We start from the raw sequence: 14653 nt of genomic DNA, 5'->3' as shown, positions 1-14653 counted from the left end.
GGTCCGGGATGTGACCGGGCGGACGGAGCCGTAGCCCCGCCCGCCCGGTGATGTGACGTTTCGCTACCGAGTCACCCGAAAATGTGACCCAGTGTGCGTGCGGCGCGCTCGGCGTCGGCGAAACCGACGTAGAGCGGGGTGAAGCCGAAGCGCAGGACGTCGGGCGCGCGGAAGTCGCCGATGACCCCGCGGGAGACGAGTTCCCGCATGACCTCGCGGGCGTTCTCGGTGCGCAGCGAGATCTGGCTGCCGCGGTGCCCGTGCTCGTCCGGGGTGACCGACTCGACCCGGCCCTGCGGGACGTACGCCGCCACGCATTCGAGGAAGAAGTCGGTCAGGGCGAGCGACTTGGCCCGTACGGCCTCGACGCTGACGCCTTCCCAGGCGTCGAGCGCCGATTCCAGCGCCAGCATGGACAGGATGTCCGGGGTGCCGACGCGGCCGCGGGTCGCGCCCTCGGCCGCCTCGAAGGCCGGGGTCATCGCGAAGGGATCCGCGTGCCCGTTCCAGCCCGGGAGCGGGGAGTCGAAGCCGGCCTGGTGGCGCGCGGCGATGTACAGGTACGCCGGGGAACCCGGACCGCCGTTGAGGTACTTGTACGTGCAGCCGACCGCGAGGTCGACGGCGTGCGCGTCGAGGCCGACGGGGAGGGCCCCGGCGGAGTGGCAGAGGTCCCAGACCGTGACCGCCCCGGCGTCGCGGGCCGCCGCGGTGAGGCCGGGCAGGTCGTGGAGGCGCCCGGTGCGGTAGTCGACGTGGTTGAGGAGGACCACGGCGGTGTCCGCGTCCATCGCCCCGGCTGCGTGCGAGGGGTCCACCGGGCTGACGATCAGGCCCGTCAGCCGGGCCGCCGACTGCGCTATGTAGCCGTCGGTCGGGAAGGTGGCCGCGTCGACCAGCATCCGGGTCCGGCCGGGGGCGGCGAGACGGGCCGCGCCGACCAGGGCCTTGAAGAGGTTGACGCTGGTGGAGTCGCCGACGACGACCTGGCCGGGGGCCGCGCCGACGAGCGGGGCGATCTTGTCGCCGATCCGCTCGGGGGCGGTCCACCAGCCGCTCTCGTCCCAGGACCGGATGAGGAGCTCGCCCCACTGCCGGGAGACGACGTCGGCGGTGGTGTCGGCGACACCGGCCGGGAGCGCGCCGAGGGAGTTGCCGTCCAGGTAGACGACTCCGTCGGGGAGGGTGAAGCGCCCGCGGAGCTTGGCCAGCTCGTCGGCGGTGTCCAGGGAAGCCGCGCGGGCCGCCAGGTCGGCGGGGCCGGAGGTCTCAGACATGGCTGCGGGCCGTCCAGAGCTCCGGGAAGACGTTCTTCGTGGCGCGCTTCTCCAGCCAGGTCACGCCGGCCGAGCCGCCCGTGCCCGTCTTCGCGCCCATCGCGCGGCGGGTGGCGACCAGGTGGTCGTTGCGCCAGCGCCAGACGAGCTCGGCGACGTCGGTGAGGACCTCGCCGAGGCGGTGCAGGTCCAGGTGCTCGTCCGGGGTGGCGTAGAGGGCCGTCCAGACGGCCTCGACCTCGGCCGAGGGCTCGTAGCGCAGCGAGAGGTCGCGGTCGAGGACGGCAGCCGGGACCGGCAGGCCGCGGCGGGCGAGCAGGCGCAGGACCTCGTCGTAGAGGCTCGGCTCGTGGAGGGCCTTCTCCAGCTCCGCGTGGACGCGCGGCGCGCCGCGGTGCGGGACCAGCATGGAGGAGGACTTCTCGCCGAGCAGGAACTCCATCCGGCGGTACATCGCCGACTGGAAACCGGAACCTTCGCCGAGCGCGGAGCGGTAGGCGTTGAACTGGCCCGGGGTGAGCTGGGCGAGCGGGCGCCAGGAGGCGTTGAGGGCTTCGAGTTCACGGAGGGAACGTTTCAGCGCATCCATCGCGACCGGGATGCGGTCCTCGCGCAGGGCCTTCGCGGCGGTTTCCCACTCGTGGACGATGACCGTGAACCACAGCTCCATGACCTGGGTCGTGACCAGGAAGACCATCTCGCCCGGGTCGTCCGAGCGCAGGTGCTGGAGGTGGGTGAGAACGTCCGCCTGGACGTAGTCCTCGTACGGGGTGGTGCCGTCGAAGTCGAGGTTCGGGGTGTCCGACCCGCCGACTCCGGAGGCATCAAGGGTGTTCGACATTTCTGTCTCCTCGACACGTGCTTCCGGGTAGCGGTCCGCTCCTTCCGTGAGGTGAGTGGAGCCCCGGTCCCCTGCCCGCAGCATAGGACAACCTCGCGCCGGCGCTCCAGCGGGGAGTGACGCAGACCACACAAATGGTGGGCGCGTCACTCCCCGCCGTACGGGATCAGGCGCTCAGCGTGTCCGCCGCCGTCGGGGACGAGTCGCGCAGGAAGGTCGAGCAGCGCTCGTACTCCTCCTTCTCGCCGATGGCCTCGGCCGCGCGGGCCAGGGCGTGCAGGGCCCGCAGGAAACCGCGGTTCGGCTCGTGCTCCCACGGCACCGGGCCGTGGCCCTTCCAGCCGGCGCGGCGCAGGGCGTCGAGGCCGCGGTGGTAGCCCGTACGGGCGTAGGCGTACGACTCGACCGTGCTGCCGGCGGCGAAGGCCTCGTCGGCGAGGACCGCCCAGGCGAGGGAGGACGTCGGGTGTGCGGCGGCCACCTCGACGGCGGGGGTGCCGGCGGCGATGGCCTCGCGGCCCGGCTCGTCGGGGAGGTGGGTGGGGGCGGGGCCCCCGAGCAGGTTCTGGTGAATGGACATGCCCCCAGTCTGCCGGGCCGCTGCCGCCGGGCCGCGCAGTGGTGGTCGTGCTCCGCTGCGGGAGTTGTGGATCGGCGTCCCCGGGCCGGCGCCTCCCGGCGCGTCCTCGAACCCTCGCCCGGGTCCGCCCCGTTCGAGTCGTGCGGCACACCGGCACGTGCGCGAAGGGCCCGGCCCCCGTCGCGGACGGGGACCGGGCCCTTCGGTGGTGCGGGGTGGCCGCTGGGGCCGCCGACTACTTCAGCTTGGTGCCGGTGGAGCGCAGGTTCGCGCACGCCTCGGTGACACGCGCGGCCATGCCGGCCTCGGCGGCCTTGCCCCAGGTGCGCGGGTCGTACTTCGACTTGACGCCGACCTCGCCGTCGACCTTCAGGACACCGGCGTAGTTGGTGAACATGTGGTCCACGACCGGCCGGGTGAAGGCGTACTGGGTGTCGGTGTCGAGGTTCATCTTCACGACGCCGTTCTCCAGCGCGGTGGCGATCTCCTCGGGCGTGGAGCCCGAACCGCCGTGGAAGACGAAGTCGAACGGCGAGGGCTTCCCGAACTTCTCGCCGACACCGGCCTGGAGGTCCTTGAGGAGCTCGGGGCGCAGGACGACGTTGCCCGGCTTGTAGACGCCGTGGACGTTGCCGAAGGACGCGGCCAGCAGGTAGCGGCCCTTCTCGCCCAGGCCCAGGGCCTCGGCGGTGCGGATGGCGTCGTCGACGGTCGTGTACAGCTCGTCGTTGATCTCGTGGCTGACGCCGTCCTCCTCGCCACCGGTCGGGGTGATCTCGACCTCAAGGATGATCTTCGCGGCGGCGGCCTTGGCGAGCAGCTCCTGGGCGATGGCCAGGTTGTCGGCCAGGGTCTCGGCGGAGCCGTCCCACATGTGCGACTGGAAGAGCGGGTTCAGACCGCGGGCCACGCGCTCGGCGGAGATGTCGAGCAGCGGGCGGACATAGCCGTCCAGCTTGTCCTTGGGGCAGTGGTCCGTGTGCAGCGCGACGGTGATGTCGTACTTGGCGGCCACGACGTGGGCGAACTCGGCCAGGGCTACCGCACCGGTGACCATGTCCTTCTTGTACTGGCCACCCAGGAACTCCGCACCACCGGTGGAGATCTGGATGATGCCGTCGCTCTCGGCCTCCGCGAAGCCGCGCAGCGCAGCGTGCAGGGTCTGGGAGGAGGTCACATTGATGGCCGGGTAGGCGAACTTGCCTGCCTTCGCCCGGTCGAGCATCTCGTTGTAGACCTCGGGGGTTGCGATGGGCATCTGCCGGCTCCTTGGATGTGCGGGGAGTGTGCTTATTGCGGGCCCTGACCTGGGGGCGACGTCATCGTCGCGCCTATCTTTCCAGACTCAGCGCGGGGGTCCAGCCTGCCGGTCTCACGTGCTGGGCGAACGGCCCGGGATGTTTCACGTGAAACATCCCGGGCCGTTACGAAAGCGCAGGTCAGGGCCGCCAGAAGCGTCGGCGCGGTGCTTCGTCGCCGGTTCTCCCGGTGGCCGGTCCGGCGCCCCCGGTCCCCGAAAGGAGACCCGGAAGGGGACCGGAAGGAGGCCCTGCCTAGGACAGGCCGAGGTCCTCGAGGCGGTAGCCGGTGAGGTAGGGGAGACCGGCCTCGGCGATGGCGTCGGCCGCGCCGCGGTCGACGATCGTGGCGACGGCGACGACCTCGCCGCCGGCCTCACGGACCGCCTCGACGGCGGTCAGCGGGGAACCGCCGGTGGTCGAGGTGTCCTCGACGACGAGGCAGCGCTTGCCCTTCACATCGGTGCCCTCGATGCGGCGCTGCATGCCGTGGGCCTTCTGCGCCTTGCGGACGACGAAGGCGTCCAGGCGCTGTCCGCGCGCGGCGGAGGCGTGCAGCATCGAGGTCGCGACCGGGTCGGCGCCCAGGGTCAGACCGCCGACGCAGTCGAAGTCGAGCTCGGCCGTCAGGTCGAGCATGACCTGACCGACCAGCGGGGCCGCCTCGCCGTCGAGGGTGATCCGCCGGAGGTCGATGTAGTAGTCGGCCTCCCGGCCGGAGGAGAGGGTCACCTTGCCGTGCACGACGGCCTTGTCCTTGATCTGCTGCAGAAGCGCATCGCGTACGTCACTCATGGCCCCGAGCTTAGTTGCGCCCTAGCGCAGCCGCCGCCACGTCCACGTCGTGGAGATCTCCAGCGGATCCACGGGGGTGACCAGGCGCGGCAGGGTGTTCAGCCCGTTCGGCGGACCGGACTGCGGCTCCACGCAGACGGCCTCGGACTCCTCGTCGTAGACGACCACCCATTCGGCCCGGCTGGTGAGCCGCAGCTCCAGGGCGCCGGGCCAGGTGAGGGTGACGTCGACACCGTGCGGCATGCCGAAGCAGTCGTCCCAGGGGCCGGGCTTCGGGTCGATGCGGCGGCCGGTGGGGAGGTGGTCGGCGCCGCGCTCCTCCTGCCAGGCGGGCTCGAAGGAGAGCTCCGCCGCCCCGCCGCCGGTCCCGAGGTCGCGCCGGAACCAGGGGTGCCAGCCGGCCTGCGCCGGGAAGGAGTCCCCGTAGGTCTCGACGCCCATGCTGAGGGTGAGCGCGTCCTCGGTGAGTGCGAAGACCTGGGTGACCCGGCCGGGGTAGGGCCACGGCTCGGCGAGGTCGTAGGTGAACGCCGCCTCCGTGGCGGTGGCTCCCGCCGGACGCCAGGGGGCGTCACGGCCGAACCCGTGGAGGGCGTGCGGCGGGTGGTTGACCGGCATCTGGTGGACGCTGCCGCCGTCGCGGAACCGGCCGTTCTCGATCCTGCCGCACCACGGGACCATCGGGAACGCGCCATAGCGCGGGCCCTGGCGCAGCAGCTCCGTCCCGTCGATGCGCAGGCTGCTGACGCGGCAGCCGTTCTCCTGGTCGACCGTCACCTCGGCGCCGCCGGCGCTCAGTTGCGTACTCATGCGGTCGACCCTAATGCGGGCCGCGGCCGCAGGTCAGCGACGGCGGCGCAGGGCCCGGCCGATGACGACCGCCGAGGCCAGCGCGAGGGCGGCGGCCGGGGCGATCCAGCGCAGGCTGTCGCCGGCGGTCGTGGTGGCGGGCGCGGGGACCGGGGCGTACCGGCCGCGCGGCGGCGCGTGGTCCACCTCCTCCGCACTGCGGCCGATCATGGTGCGGCGGGCGTGCGCGGCCTCGGCCGGCGGCCGCGGGGCGCCGTCGAGCTCCTCGAACCCGCCGGCCAGGAACGGGTCCAGCGACGGGGGCGGCACCTCGGTGTCGAAGAGGGAGGCACTGACCTCGGTGACGTCGTCCTCGACGAACCCCGGACCGGTCTCCGCGGCCCCCTCCGCCTCCTCGGCCTCGGCGACGGGGTCACCGAGGGCGGATCCGGCGCCCAGCTGGCCGGCGGCCCGGTCCAGCAGCCGCTGTACGGCGGCGGCCGCGGCCTCGGGGGCGAAGCCGGCGGCCCGCCCGTCGGCGGTGGCCCCGGCGGTGAAGTCCAGCCGGGTCCCGTCCTCGGCGGGGGACAGCCGCAGGTCGACGGAGAACTTCACCGTCCCGCTGCCGCGGACCTCCGTGCCCTCACCCTCGAAGGTGAAGTGCCCCGGGTCCCGCTCGATGACGGCCAGGGCCCCCCGGTAGGTCACGGTGCTCCCGCCGACGCGGACCTTCAGCCGGCCGGAGACCGGCCCGGCGTCGGTGTCGGCGTCCTGCTGGAGTCCGGGGACGCACCGGGCGACCCGCGCGGGGTCGCGCAGCACGGCGCGGAGATCGTCTGCCGGTACCGGGACGAACACCTGATGCTCCATGCGGTCGAGCCTACCGACGACAGCGCACCGGGTCACGAATACCGCGGGTGCGGAAGGGTCGACGGCGGCAGCCCGGGCACCCGGGTGCGTTCGGCGTCGCGCGCGGCGTCCTGCAGCGAGCCCGTCGACAGCGAGCGCAGGGCGGGCGTGTCGCGGTCCACGCGCAGCGGGGGCGCCCCGTCGCGTGCGGCCAGGACGAAGCCCCAGTCCTGCGGCGGTGCGCCGGCCCCGCCGAGGGGGGTGCGGTCGGGACCGGCGGCGAAGCCCGACAGGCGGCCGCCCGCGCTGTACGGGGAGGTATGCAGGCCGGCCGCGCGCAGGGTGGAGTCGACGGTCCAGTACGCACGCGGGCGCGTGGCCAGCGGCCCGGCGTGCACGGCGATCCGGCCCCCGGGGCGCAGCGCCCGCGCGGCCAGCCCGTAGAACTCCTGCGAGTACAGCTTCGTGCTGGGCGTGATGCCCGGGTCCGGGAGGTCGGAGACGATGACGTCGAAGCGGCTGGAGGCGGCCGGCCCGCGCAGCCAGCGGAAGGCGTCCTGCGTGACGACGGCCAGACGGGGGTCCTCGTACGCCCGGGCGTTGAGCGCGGAGAGCATCGGGTCGGTGCGGGCGAGCCCGACCACGCCGGGGTCGAGCTCGACGACGGTGACGGAGGCGACGTCCCGGTAGCGCAGCACCTCACGCGCGGCGAGGCCGTCGCCGCCGCCGAGGACCAGGACCCGGGCGTGCGGGCCGGTCATCGCGGGGTGGACCAGGGCCTCGTGGTAGCGGTACTCGTCGTAGCCGCTGACCCGCAGCCGTCCGTCGAGGTACAGGTCGAGGGAGCGCGGGGAGCCGGTCGGGGGGCCGGTGAGGACCAGTTCCTGCACGCCGGTCTGGACGGCGACGCGCACCTCCCCGCCGTAGACGGCGCGCCGTGCCACCCGCTCGAAGTCGTCGGCGAGGACGGTCGCCGAGGCGAGAACGGCCAGCACCGTCACGTTGGCGGCGATCAGCAGCCAGCGGCAGCGTCGGCTCAGGTCGCGCCGGAACAGCCACAGGACCAGCCCGCCGCCGACGGCCGTGTTGACGGTGCCGGTGAGCATGGCGCCGGTGAGCTGGCCGAGCATCGGGAGCAGCAGGAACGGGAAGGCGAGGCCGCCGACGAGGGCGCCGACGTAGTCGGCGGCGAACAGGTCGGCGACGGCCCCGCCCGCGTCCTGTCTGCGGATGCGCTGGATGAGGACCATCAGCAGCGGGATCTCCGCGCCGATGAGCACCCCGATCGCGAAGGAGAAGGCGACGAGGGCGGGGCGGGACTCCCCCAGCCAGGCGAAGCTCGCGTAGAGCGCTATGGCCGAGAGCCCGCCCAGGAGGGCGAGGCCGGCCTCGATGGCGCCGAAGCCGAAGGCGGGCCGGTGGCGCAGGCGCTTGGCGAGCAGGGAGCCGACGCCCATGGCGAAGACCATGACGGACAGCACGACCGACGCCTGGGTGACGGAGTCGCCGATGAGGTAGGTGCCCAGGGCGAGCAGCTCCAGTTCGTACACGAGCCCGCAGGCGGCGCAGACGAACACGGTGGCCAGGACGAGGAGTCGGCCGGTCCGGGGCCGTACGGGCAGGGCGGCCGGGACGGTCGCGGCGCCCCGCGGCTCCGGAGACGGGAGCACCCGGCGCGGGACGGAACGGTCGATCATGAAGCGAACCGTACGTCACCGCCCACCTCGACCCGGTCACCCACATGGGTGCAAGTGGCGTATAGCTCCAGCCAGTTGGCGTAACCGCCGGGGGCCGTCCGCGCCCGGCGGCGCCCGCCGGCCCCCGGCCCTGCCCGCGCCTCCCCCGGCCGCTACAGCAGCGCCGGCGACTCCAGCGCCGCCTCCGTCGGGACCCCCGTCCGTACGCCCACCCGGGTCCGGGTGGCCACCAGCTGGCCCTCCTGCGGGTACGCGTGCCAGGTCCGCCAGCGCACCTGACCCTCGTGGCGCTGCGCGAGCAGGGCCGTGAAGGCGTGCGGACTTCCGGGGAAGGTCCCCGCTAGTCCGTTCGGGTGGTCAGCCACCAGTGCGAGCAGTTCCTGCGCCCGCCCCGCGAACGACCCGCGGGACAGCGTCTCGACCCGCGCGGCGAACTCGTACTCCCAGTCACCCACCCGCTTGGCCACGCCGAGCGGCAGCGGCGTACTGCTGCCGGGCATGCAGGCGACCGTCTCCGAGCAGAGCACCTCGGCCTCTTCCAGAAGAACCTGGTGGGAGGCCCCGAGGAGGCGCAACTCCACCTTGGCTCCGGACAGTTCGAGGTTCAGTACGGCCAGGGCGGGCAGCCGCTCCCGTCCCAGGGCCCAGGCGAGATCGGCGGCACGCGTGTCGGTGTAGGAGGTCTGGAGGGTCGTGAGCATGAGTCGGCTCCGCAAACGCGCGAGGGAGATGGGCCGGGGCCCGCCAGCGGTAGTCAACGGGTGGGGGGACACCGGCACGGGTCCACAGGAAGTCCAGGGAGGTCCGAGGACTGGTCTACTCAACCGAGGGAATCATGAAAGGCACGGCACTCACAGCGTTTTTACCCAACTTGACGGGGTTTACATCCCCCCGGGGGCTCCACAGTTCACGTGTTCAACGAGTTGCGTCCCGCGCGTCGTCATGCATCGGCGAACGAGTCGTCACGCAGGGGAGAACGACGAGGACGCCCGACGGAAACCGGACCGCCGAACGCCTCGTCCACGCGGTGCCCCGCTGCCCCGTGTCAGCTGGAACCGCACCCTCCGCCGCCGCACGAGGACGAGCCGCAGGACGAGGAGGAGCCGCAGGACGAGGAGGACCCGCAGGACGAGCCGCCGCCCCCGTCCGCCCACGAGCTGCCACTGCGCTTGCGACGGCCGCCCGTGTGCACGCTCGTGGCCGAACGGGCCGCGATCCACACGACGAACGCGATGATCAGGAATGCCCCGACGATGAAGACGAACATGCGGTCCGCCCTTCTCTCATGCCCCGGTCTTCCCGGGGGAGCGGGATCCCCGCGTCCCGCGTGAAGGAAGGATCCCCTCGGGCCGCACGGCCCAAAGCACACTTGAGGAAGTCCAGAGGTTGACCGCAGGATGACGCCCATGAGCGCACCCGTGAGCAGCGACCGCCCCTTCCTGAACCGCCGGCTGGCGGCCTTCGGCACGACGATCTTCGCGGAGATGTCGGCCCTGGCCGCCCGCACCGGTTCGATCAACCTCGGCCAGGGCTTCCCCGACACCGACGGCCCGGCGGAGATCGCCGAGGCGGCCTCCCGCGCGGTCCTCACGGGCCGGGGCAACCAGTACCCGCCCGGCCCCGGCGTCCCCGAGCTGCGCACCGCCATCGCCGCACACCAGCAGCGCTTCTACGGCCTGTCCTACGACCCCGACACCGAGGTCCTGGTCACGGCGGGCGCCACCGAGGCCATCGCCGCCTCCCTCCTCGCCCTGCTGGAGCCGGGTGACGAGGTCATCGCCCTGGAGCCGTACTACGACTCGTACGCGGCCTGCATCGCGATGGCCGGCGCCGTACGCGTCCCGGTCACCCTGCGCCCGCACGCCGGGGCCTTCGCCCTCGACCTGGACGAACTGCGCGCCGCCGTCACCCCGCGCACCCGGCTGCTGCTGTTGAACACCCCGCACAACCCGACGGGCACCGTCCTGACCGCGGCCGAGCTCGCCGCGATCGCCGAGCTGGCGGTCGAGCGCGACCTGCTGGTCGTCACGGACGAGGTGTACGAGCACCTGGTCTTCGAGGGCGCCCACGTCCCCCTGGCGGGCCTCCCCGGCATGCGCGAGCGCACGGTCACCATCTCCTCGGCCGGGAAGACCTTCTCCTTCACGGGCTGGAAGGTCGGCTGGGTCACCGCGCCCCCGGAGCTGGTCACGGCGGTCCGCTCGGCCAAGCAGTTCCTCACCTACGTCTCCTCGGGCCCCTTCCAGTACGCCGTCGCCGAGGCCCTCGCCCTCCCCGACACGTACTACGACGCCTTCCGCGCCGACCTGGCCGTCAAGCGCGACATCCTCGCCGACGGCCTCGTGGCGGCCGGCTTCGAGGTGTTCCGCCCGCAGGGGACGTACTTCATCACCACCGACATCACCCCCCTCGGCGAGAAGGACGGCCTCGCCTTCTGCCGCGCCCTGCCCGAGCGCTGCGGCGTCGTCGCCATCCCGAACCAGGTCTTCTACGACGACAAGTCCGCCGGCGCCACCCAGGTCCGCTGGGCCTTCTGCAAGCGGACGACGGTTTTGCAGGAGGCGGTAGAACGCCTCGGGCGGCTGACTCGCTGAAGGGGCGACAGACGGAAGTGGGGGAACGGGACCTGCCTACAGCCGGGCCCCGTTCCCCACGGGTGAACTACTCGGTGTCCTTGGGATGACGAGTGGACGCGTAGACCAGAATGACGGTCGAAGTCTCCGGACTGACGAGGTAGCGGACCCTGCCACCGCTCGTGATCTCGTACTCCCACTGCTCCAGCTCGGAACCTTTCCACTCCTTGGTGGCGAGCCGTCCGCGAAGCCGGTGCTGACGATTCCAGTTCTCACGCGACGACGGGTCCGTGCGCAGCACCTCCAGGCAACGGTGAGCGCTTGAAAGCGCCACCCGGCACAGCTCCTCCCACCCCGTCACCGCATCGGTCGTCCCGAAGACGACGTTCCATCCACTCAGCGGCGGAACACTGACACGATCGCCCTTTTTCGGGCTCACCCGCCCGCCTCGACCGGCCCCAGGTCCTCCCCGTCGAGCGGACGCAGCGCTTCCTTGAGCTGCTCGGGATCGGCGTTGATCCGAGCCGTCGCCCTCCAGGAGACGAGCGCCCGGTGAACGGAATCTCTGGCACCCAGCTCTGCCGCGTCGGAAAGCGCTTCCAGGAGTTCAACCGTGAACGCGCGCATCTCTTCGTCGTCCAGGTGCCGCACCCACGGGAACACCTCCGGCAGCGCCAGCAGTAGCGATCGGGCTCCGTCGTCATGCTTCATGAGCGCCAGGAAGAGCCGAGAGGCCGTCGTCAGGTTCTCCTCCGTGCGCTCCGCGTGCGTCGCAGTCGTCAGCACCATGTCGGGCGCATCCCGATGCGTGACGCGCAGACAACCGAGGGCGGCCGCGCGCGCGGCTACGGCCTTCGGATTGCGGGACAGATCGGTGAACGAGACCGATTCGGGGTCCGCCCCTAGGTAAGCAAGGCTCATACCTCAGACTGTACTCAGATTACATTCTGAGTGCTAGTGGTGAGATCTATTCTCACAAGAAGTCACGTCACCATCGGACGCAGAAACCACTACTTCCCCTGGTCCGGGCAAGAAGGACGCGATCCAAGCGATCGTCACCGTTTTGGGACTCAGCGGCGTCCTCCTCACAGGGATCCAATACTGGGCCTTGGACCGTTACCTGGCACAGTTCGGCGTCACACCAGAAGAGGTCGGGCTGGATGCAGCAGTCCTTCTGACGCGGGTCGCCACGGCACTGGCATTCCTCGGATTTTTGATCCTCCCGATGCTGCTCTTCGGGCCCGGCGTTTTTGCCATGGGAGCGGCTGCAGGTTCGAACCGGCGGCGGGCTTCACGCTTCGTGTTGAAAGGTCAGGGAGCACCCAGGGCTCCGCACCTTGGCACTGTCGGCACTGGTGGGGTTGGGCTGGACAGCCATGGCCTTGGTCGAAGGCCCCACCGCTGTACTCGCGGAGGGCACTTGGATGGTTATCTGGGTCGGCGGGACGCTCGTCGCAGCGCCGGCACTGCACCTTGCCGGCAAGCATCGGACCCTGGGCCCGCTGCTGCGGCTCTGCCTCGTCGTCTTCTTCATGACAGCGCTCTGCCTGATCTCCTTGGGTGATGCGATGGAGAAACGCGGTAAGCAGACCGTCGTATCGGCTCAGCTGGGCGGCTTGGAGTACGTGCTTGGAGTCCGCCCCCAGTACGTCCGCGCCGATTTTGCCGAAGTGTCAGGGAGCACCGAACCCGCGGACGGCCCGATGCTCTACCTCGGCCAAGCCGGCGGGGTCCACGTCCTCTACGACTGCGCATCCTCGAAGGTGATCCGTAAGGCAGCCGCACAAGTACAGGTGACCAGCCAGGTCGGCCCAGGTCAGGAACGTCTCGCTCTCGAAGTGCAAGGTTCTTGTCGATGATGCCTGGGCGTGTCAAGCCGCCCGAAGGTGCTCCTACCTTGCCCTTCTGCAAGCGCGAGGACGTCCTGCGGGAGGCCGCCTCCCGGCTGCGCGGGCTCTGACGTCCGGCCCGGGGCCCCGCCGTCCGGGGCGGGCCGGCAGGGGTGCTTGCGGCCGGCCGAGGGCGGTGTGAAGCTGTCGCTCGCACGAGTGCCCGAAGCCCTCACCTCCCGGTGAGCGGACCTCACCGAGAGACGGAAGTCGGGATTGATGGCAACGGGCAGAGCGACCGTGTCCGCGTCGCCCCTGGAGATGCGCGCGGTCCGCGCCGTACGGTCGGCCGCGCCGCCCGCGGTGATAGCGCTCGGGGTGTTCGCCGCGATACGCGGGGCCGGGGTGCTGGTGCTCGCCCTCGGGTCCTGGTGGGCCGGGCGGAATCCGCTGCGGGTCCTCGGCCGGTCCTGGGACGGCGACTGGTACCTCCGGATCGCGGCCCACGGCTACGGCCGCACCCTGATGTGGCCCGACGCCGTCACGGGCACCGGGCCCGTCCAGAGCGACCAGGCGTTCTTCCCGCTCTACCCGGCGCTGATACGGGCCGTCTCCGGCGTCCTGCCCGGCGGGCCCGTCCCCGCCGCGCTCCTCGTCACCTGGACGGCCGCGGCCGTCGCCGCCGTCGGGATCTACCGGGTCGGGGAGCGGGTCGTCGGGCCGCGCGCCGGGCTGCTGCTCGTGGGGCTGTGGGCCGCCCTGCCGCACGCGGTGGTGCTCACCCTCGCCTACACCGAGGCGCTGCTGGCCGCCTTCGCCGCCTGGGCCCTGTACGCCCTGCTGCGGGGCCGCTGGTCGTGGGCCGCCGGCCTCGCCGTGCTCGCCGGGCTGACCCGGCCCACGGGGCTGGCCGTCGCGGCCGCCGTGTCGGCCACGGCCCTCCACGCCGTCCTCGTACGAAGATCCCGGGCACCCGGGGTGTGGGTGGCCGGGCTGGTGGCCCCGGCGGGCTGGGCGGCGTACGTCCTGGCCGTGGGGGTGAGGGTGCGCGACCCCTTCGGCGGCTACTTCGCCGTGCAGCGCAGCTGGGGCTCGCGCTTCGACTTCGGCGCCGGGGCGCTGCGCTCGGCGGAGCGGGTGCTGACCGGCGGGCACGTGCCCCTCGCCGGCACCGTGACGGTGGTGCTGCTGGCCGCGGCCGGGCTGCTCGCGGTGCTGCTGTTCCTGGACCGCGCCCCGCTCGCGCTCCTCGTGTACACCGCGGTCCTGCTGGTGATGGCCTTCGGCGGGGCCGGTTTCTTCGAGTCCAAGCCGCGCTTCCTGCTGCCGGCCTTCCCGCTGCTCCTGCCGGTGGCCGCCGTCATGGCGCGAGCCCGGCCCCGCACCGCGGTCGTGGTGACCGCGGTGGTGGCCGGGCTCGGTTACGGCTACGGGCTGTACCTGCTTCTGGTGGCCCGGGTGCCGCTGTAGTCAGTTGGCGCTGTCGGAGTCGCCTTCGCCGTTGTTCTCGCCGTCGGTGGAGTCGATGTCCTTCTCCAGACCGAGCTGCTCGACGAGCCACTTGTCGAACTCGATGGAGGCGCGGACCCAGCTGACCGTGGAGGACACGAAGTGCTCCAGGTTGACGCCGGTGCCGATCAGCATCTGCGCCTCACCGATCAGACGGACCGAGCCGTCGTCGTGCGTGTGGCTGTAGACCTTCGGCCACAGGGTGCGGCGGTTCCAGTCGTCGATCGACTCGAGAAGCTGGGGCTTCTCGTCGATCTTGTGCGGACGGTCGTAGAAGGTCCGCACCGAGAAAACCTGCTGCTCGTCCTCGCCGCGGAACATGAAGTACGTGCGGAACTCCTCCCACGGCGCCGCGAGGTCACCCTCGTCGTCGACGACGTACTTGAGCTCCATCTGCTCCAGCAGCTGCTTGACCAGATCCTGGTCGGGGACGACGGGGCCCGCCGGTCCTGTGGCCTGCGGATCGGGCTGCTGCCCTCCGAAGTTCGGAATCGAGGCCGGGTCGATGCTCACCGTGTTTTTCCCTTCGTGCGGATACATGCATCCTCCCCCATCCCGCCCACCCCGTGTCCAGCCCCGCAGCGCCGATCCGCTGCGGGCGGACACCGGGTCCGCC

At 71.8% G+C, this 14653-nt stretch carries 16 protein-coding genes; 3 read left to right on the top strand and 13 right to left on the bottom strand.

The genetic code is table 11. The features are described 5' to 3' along the window. Nucleotides 1–71: 71 nt before the first annotated feature. From kynU to ACFYP3_RS04080, 10 genes are all read right to left on the bottom strand, one after another. Entirely contained in the window at nt 72–1277 is a 1206-nt protein-coding gene (gene kynU / locus ACFYP3_RS04125; protein WP_388826405.1) for a kynureninase, read from the bottom strand. Beyond that, a complete protein-coding gene (locus tag ACFYP3_RS04120) occupies nt 1270–2118 on the bottom strand; it encodes a tryptophan 2,3-dioxygenase family protein (protein WP_388826402.1) in 849 nt (282 codons plus the stop codon). Before ACFYP3_RS04120 ends, kynU begins: the two co-directional genes overlap by 8 nt. A gap of 166 nt (nt 2119–2284) precedes the next feature. Continuing rightward, complete coding sequence (locus tag ACFYP3_RS04115) at nt 2285–2698, bottom strand: DUF3151 domain-containing protein (RefSeq protein WP_150258495.1); 414 nt, start codon at nt 2696–2698, stop codon at nt 2285–2287. A 235-nt stretch (nt 2699–2933) separates the two neighbouring features. Further along, nucleotides 2934–3956, bottom strand: coding sequence for a class II fructose-bisphosphate aldolase (gene fbaA / locus ACFYP3_RS04110; RefSeq protein WP_388826397.1), 1023 nt, complete (start codon nt 3954–3956; stop codon nt 2934–2936). 295 nt (nt 3957–4251) lie between these two features. After that, nucleotides 4252–4791: an orotate phosphoribosyltransferase gene (pyrE, locus tag ACFYP3_RS04105; protein ID WP_388826394.1), complete on the bottom strand. Its 540-nt coding sequence runs from the start codon at nt 4789–4791 to the stop codon at nt 4252–4254. Between the two features lie 21 nt (nt 4792–4812). Beyond that, the gene (locus ACFYP3_RS04100) at nt 4813–5601 is read right to left on the bottom strand and encodes an aldose 1-epimerase (RefSeq protein WP_388826391.1); all 789 of its coding nucleotides are present in this window, start codon (nt 5599–5601) and stop codon (nt 4813–4815) included. Between the two features lie 33 nt (nt 5602–5634). Beyond that, on the bottom strand, nt 5635–6450 hold the full coding sequence (locus ACFYP3_RS04095) for an SRPBCC family protein (protein WP_388826388.1): 816 nt from the start codon (nt 6448–6450) through the stop codon (nt 5635–5637). 32 nt (nt 6451–6482) lie between these two features. Next, nucleotides 6483–8126, bottom strand: coding sequence for a polyamine aminopropyltransferase (locus ACFYP3_RS04090; protein ID WP_388826385.1), 1644 nt, complete (start codon nt 8124–8126; stop codon nt 6483–6485). Nucleotides 8127–8278: 152 nt separating this feature from the next. Next, nucleotides 8279–8827, bottom strand: a complete 549-nt coding sequence (locus tag ACFYP3_RS04085) for a DUF2617 family protein (protein WP_388826382.1) — start codon at nt 8825–8827, stop codon at nt 8279–8281. Between the two features lie 344 nt (nt 8828–9171). Continuing rightward, nucleotides 9172–9393: a hypothetical protein gene (locus ACFYP3_RS04080; protein WP_388826379.1), complete on the bottom strand. Its 222-nt coding sequence runs from the start codon at nt 9391–9393 to the stop codon at nt 9172–9174. A gap of 130 nt (nt 9394–9523) precedes the next feature. Between ACFYP3_RS04080 and ACFYP3_RS04075 the strand changes: the two genes are divergently transcribed. Continuing rightward, nucleotides 9524–10720 (top strand): pyridoxal phosphate-dependent aminotransferase, encoded by a 1197-nt coding sequence (locus ACFYP3_RS04075; protein ID WP_388826376.1) that lies wholly within the window; start codon nt 9524–9526, stop codon nt 10718–10720. A gap of 67 nt (nt 10721–10787) precedes the next feature. On the opposite strand, the gene ACFYP3_RS04070 is transcribed toward ACFYP3_RS04075, so the two are convergent. Beyond that, nucleotides 10788–11138, bottom strand: coding sequence for a hypothetical protein (locus ACFYP3_RS04070; protein WP_388826372.1), 351 nt, complete (start codon nt 11136–11138; stop codon nt 10788–10790). Beyond that, complete coding sequence (locus ACFYP3_RS04065; RefSeq protein WP_388826369.1) at nt 11135–11620, bottom strand: prevent-host-death family protein; 486 nt, start codon at nt 11618–11620, stop codon at nt 11135–11137. The genes ACFYP3_RS04070 and ACFYP3_RS04065 overlap by 4 nt, the downstream gene beginning before the upstream one ends. Nucleotides 11621–12123: 503 nt before the next feature. Between ACFYP3_RS04065 and ACFYP3_RS04060 the strand changes: the two genes are divergently transcribed. Together ACFYP3_RS04060 and ACFYP3_RS04055 are read left to right on the top strand one after the other, a co-directional pair. Continuing rightward, nucleotides 12124–12558 carry a hypothetical protein gene (locus tag ACFYP3_RS04060; RefSeq protein ID WP_388826366.1) on the top strand — a complete coding sequence of 145 codons (435 nt, stop codon included), beginning with the start codon at nt 12124–12126 and terminating at the stop codon, nt 12556–12558. Between the two features lie 249 nt (nt 12559–12807). Beyond that, nucleotides 12808–13998, top strand: a complete 1191-nt coding sequence (locus tag ACFYP3_RS04055; protein WP_388826363.1) for a hypothetical protein — start codon at nt 12808–12810, stop codon at nt 13996–13998. Here ACFYP3_RS04055 and ACFYP3_RS04050 read toward each other — a convergent pair whose 3' ends face one another. Then, a complete protein-coding gene (locus ACFYP3_RS04050) occupies nt 13999–14550 on the bottom strand; it encodes a YbjN domain-containing protein (protein WP_388826360.1) in 552 nt (183 codons plus the stop codon). Between the last annotated feature and the right edge of the window lie 103 nt (nt 14551–14653).

This window comes from Streptomyces sp. NPDC005533 (genome assembly GCF_042871845.1).
Classification (GTDB): Bacteria; Actinomycetota; Actinomycetes; order Streptomycetales; family Streptomycetaceae; genus Streptomyces.
This window is presented reverse-complemented; position numbering and strand designations above follow the sequence as displayed.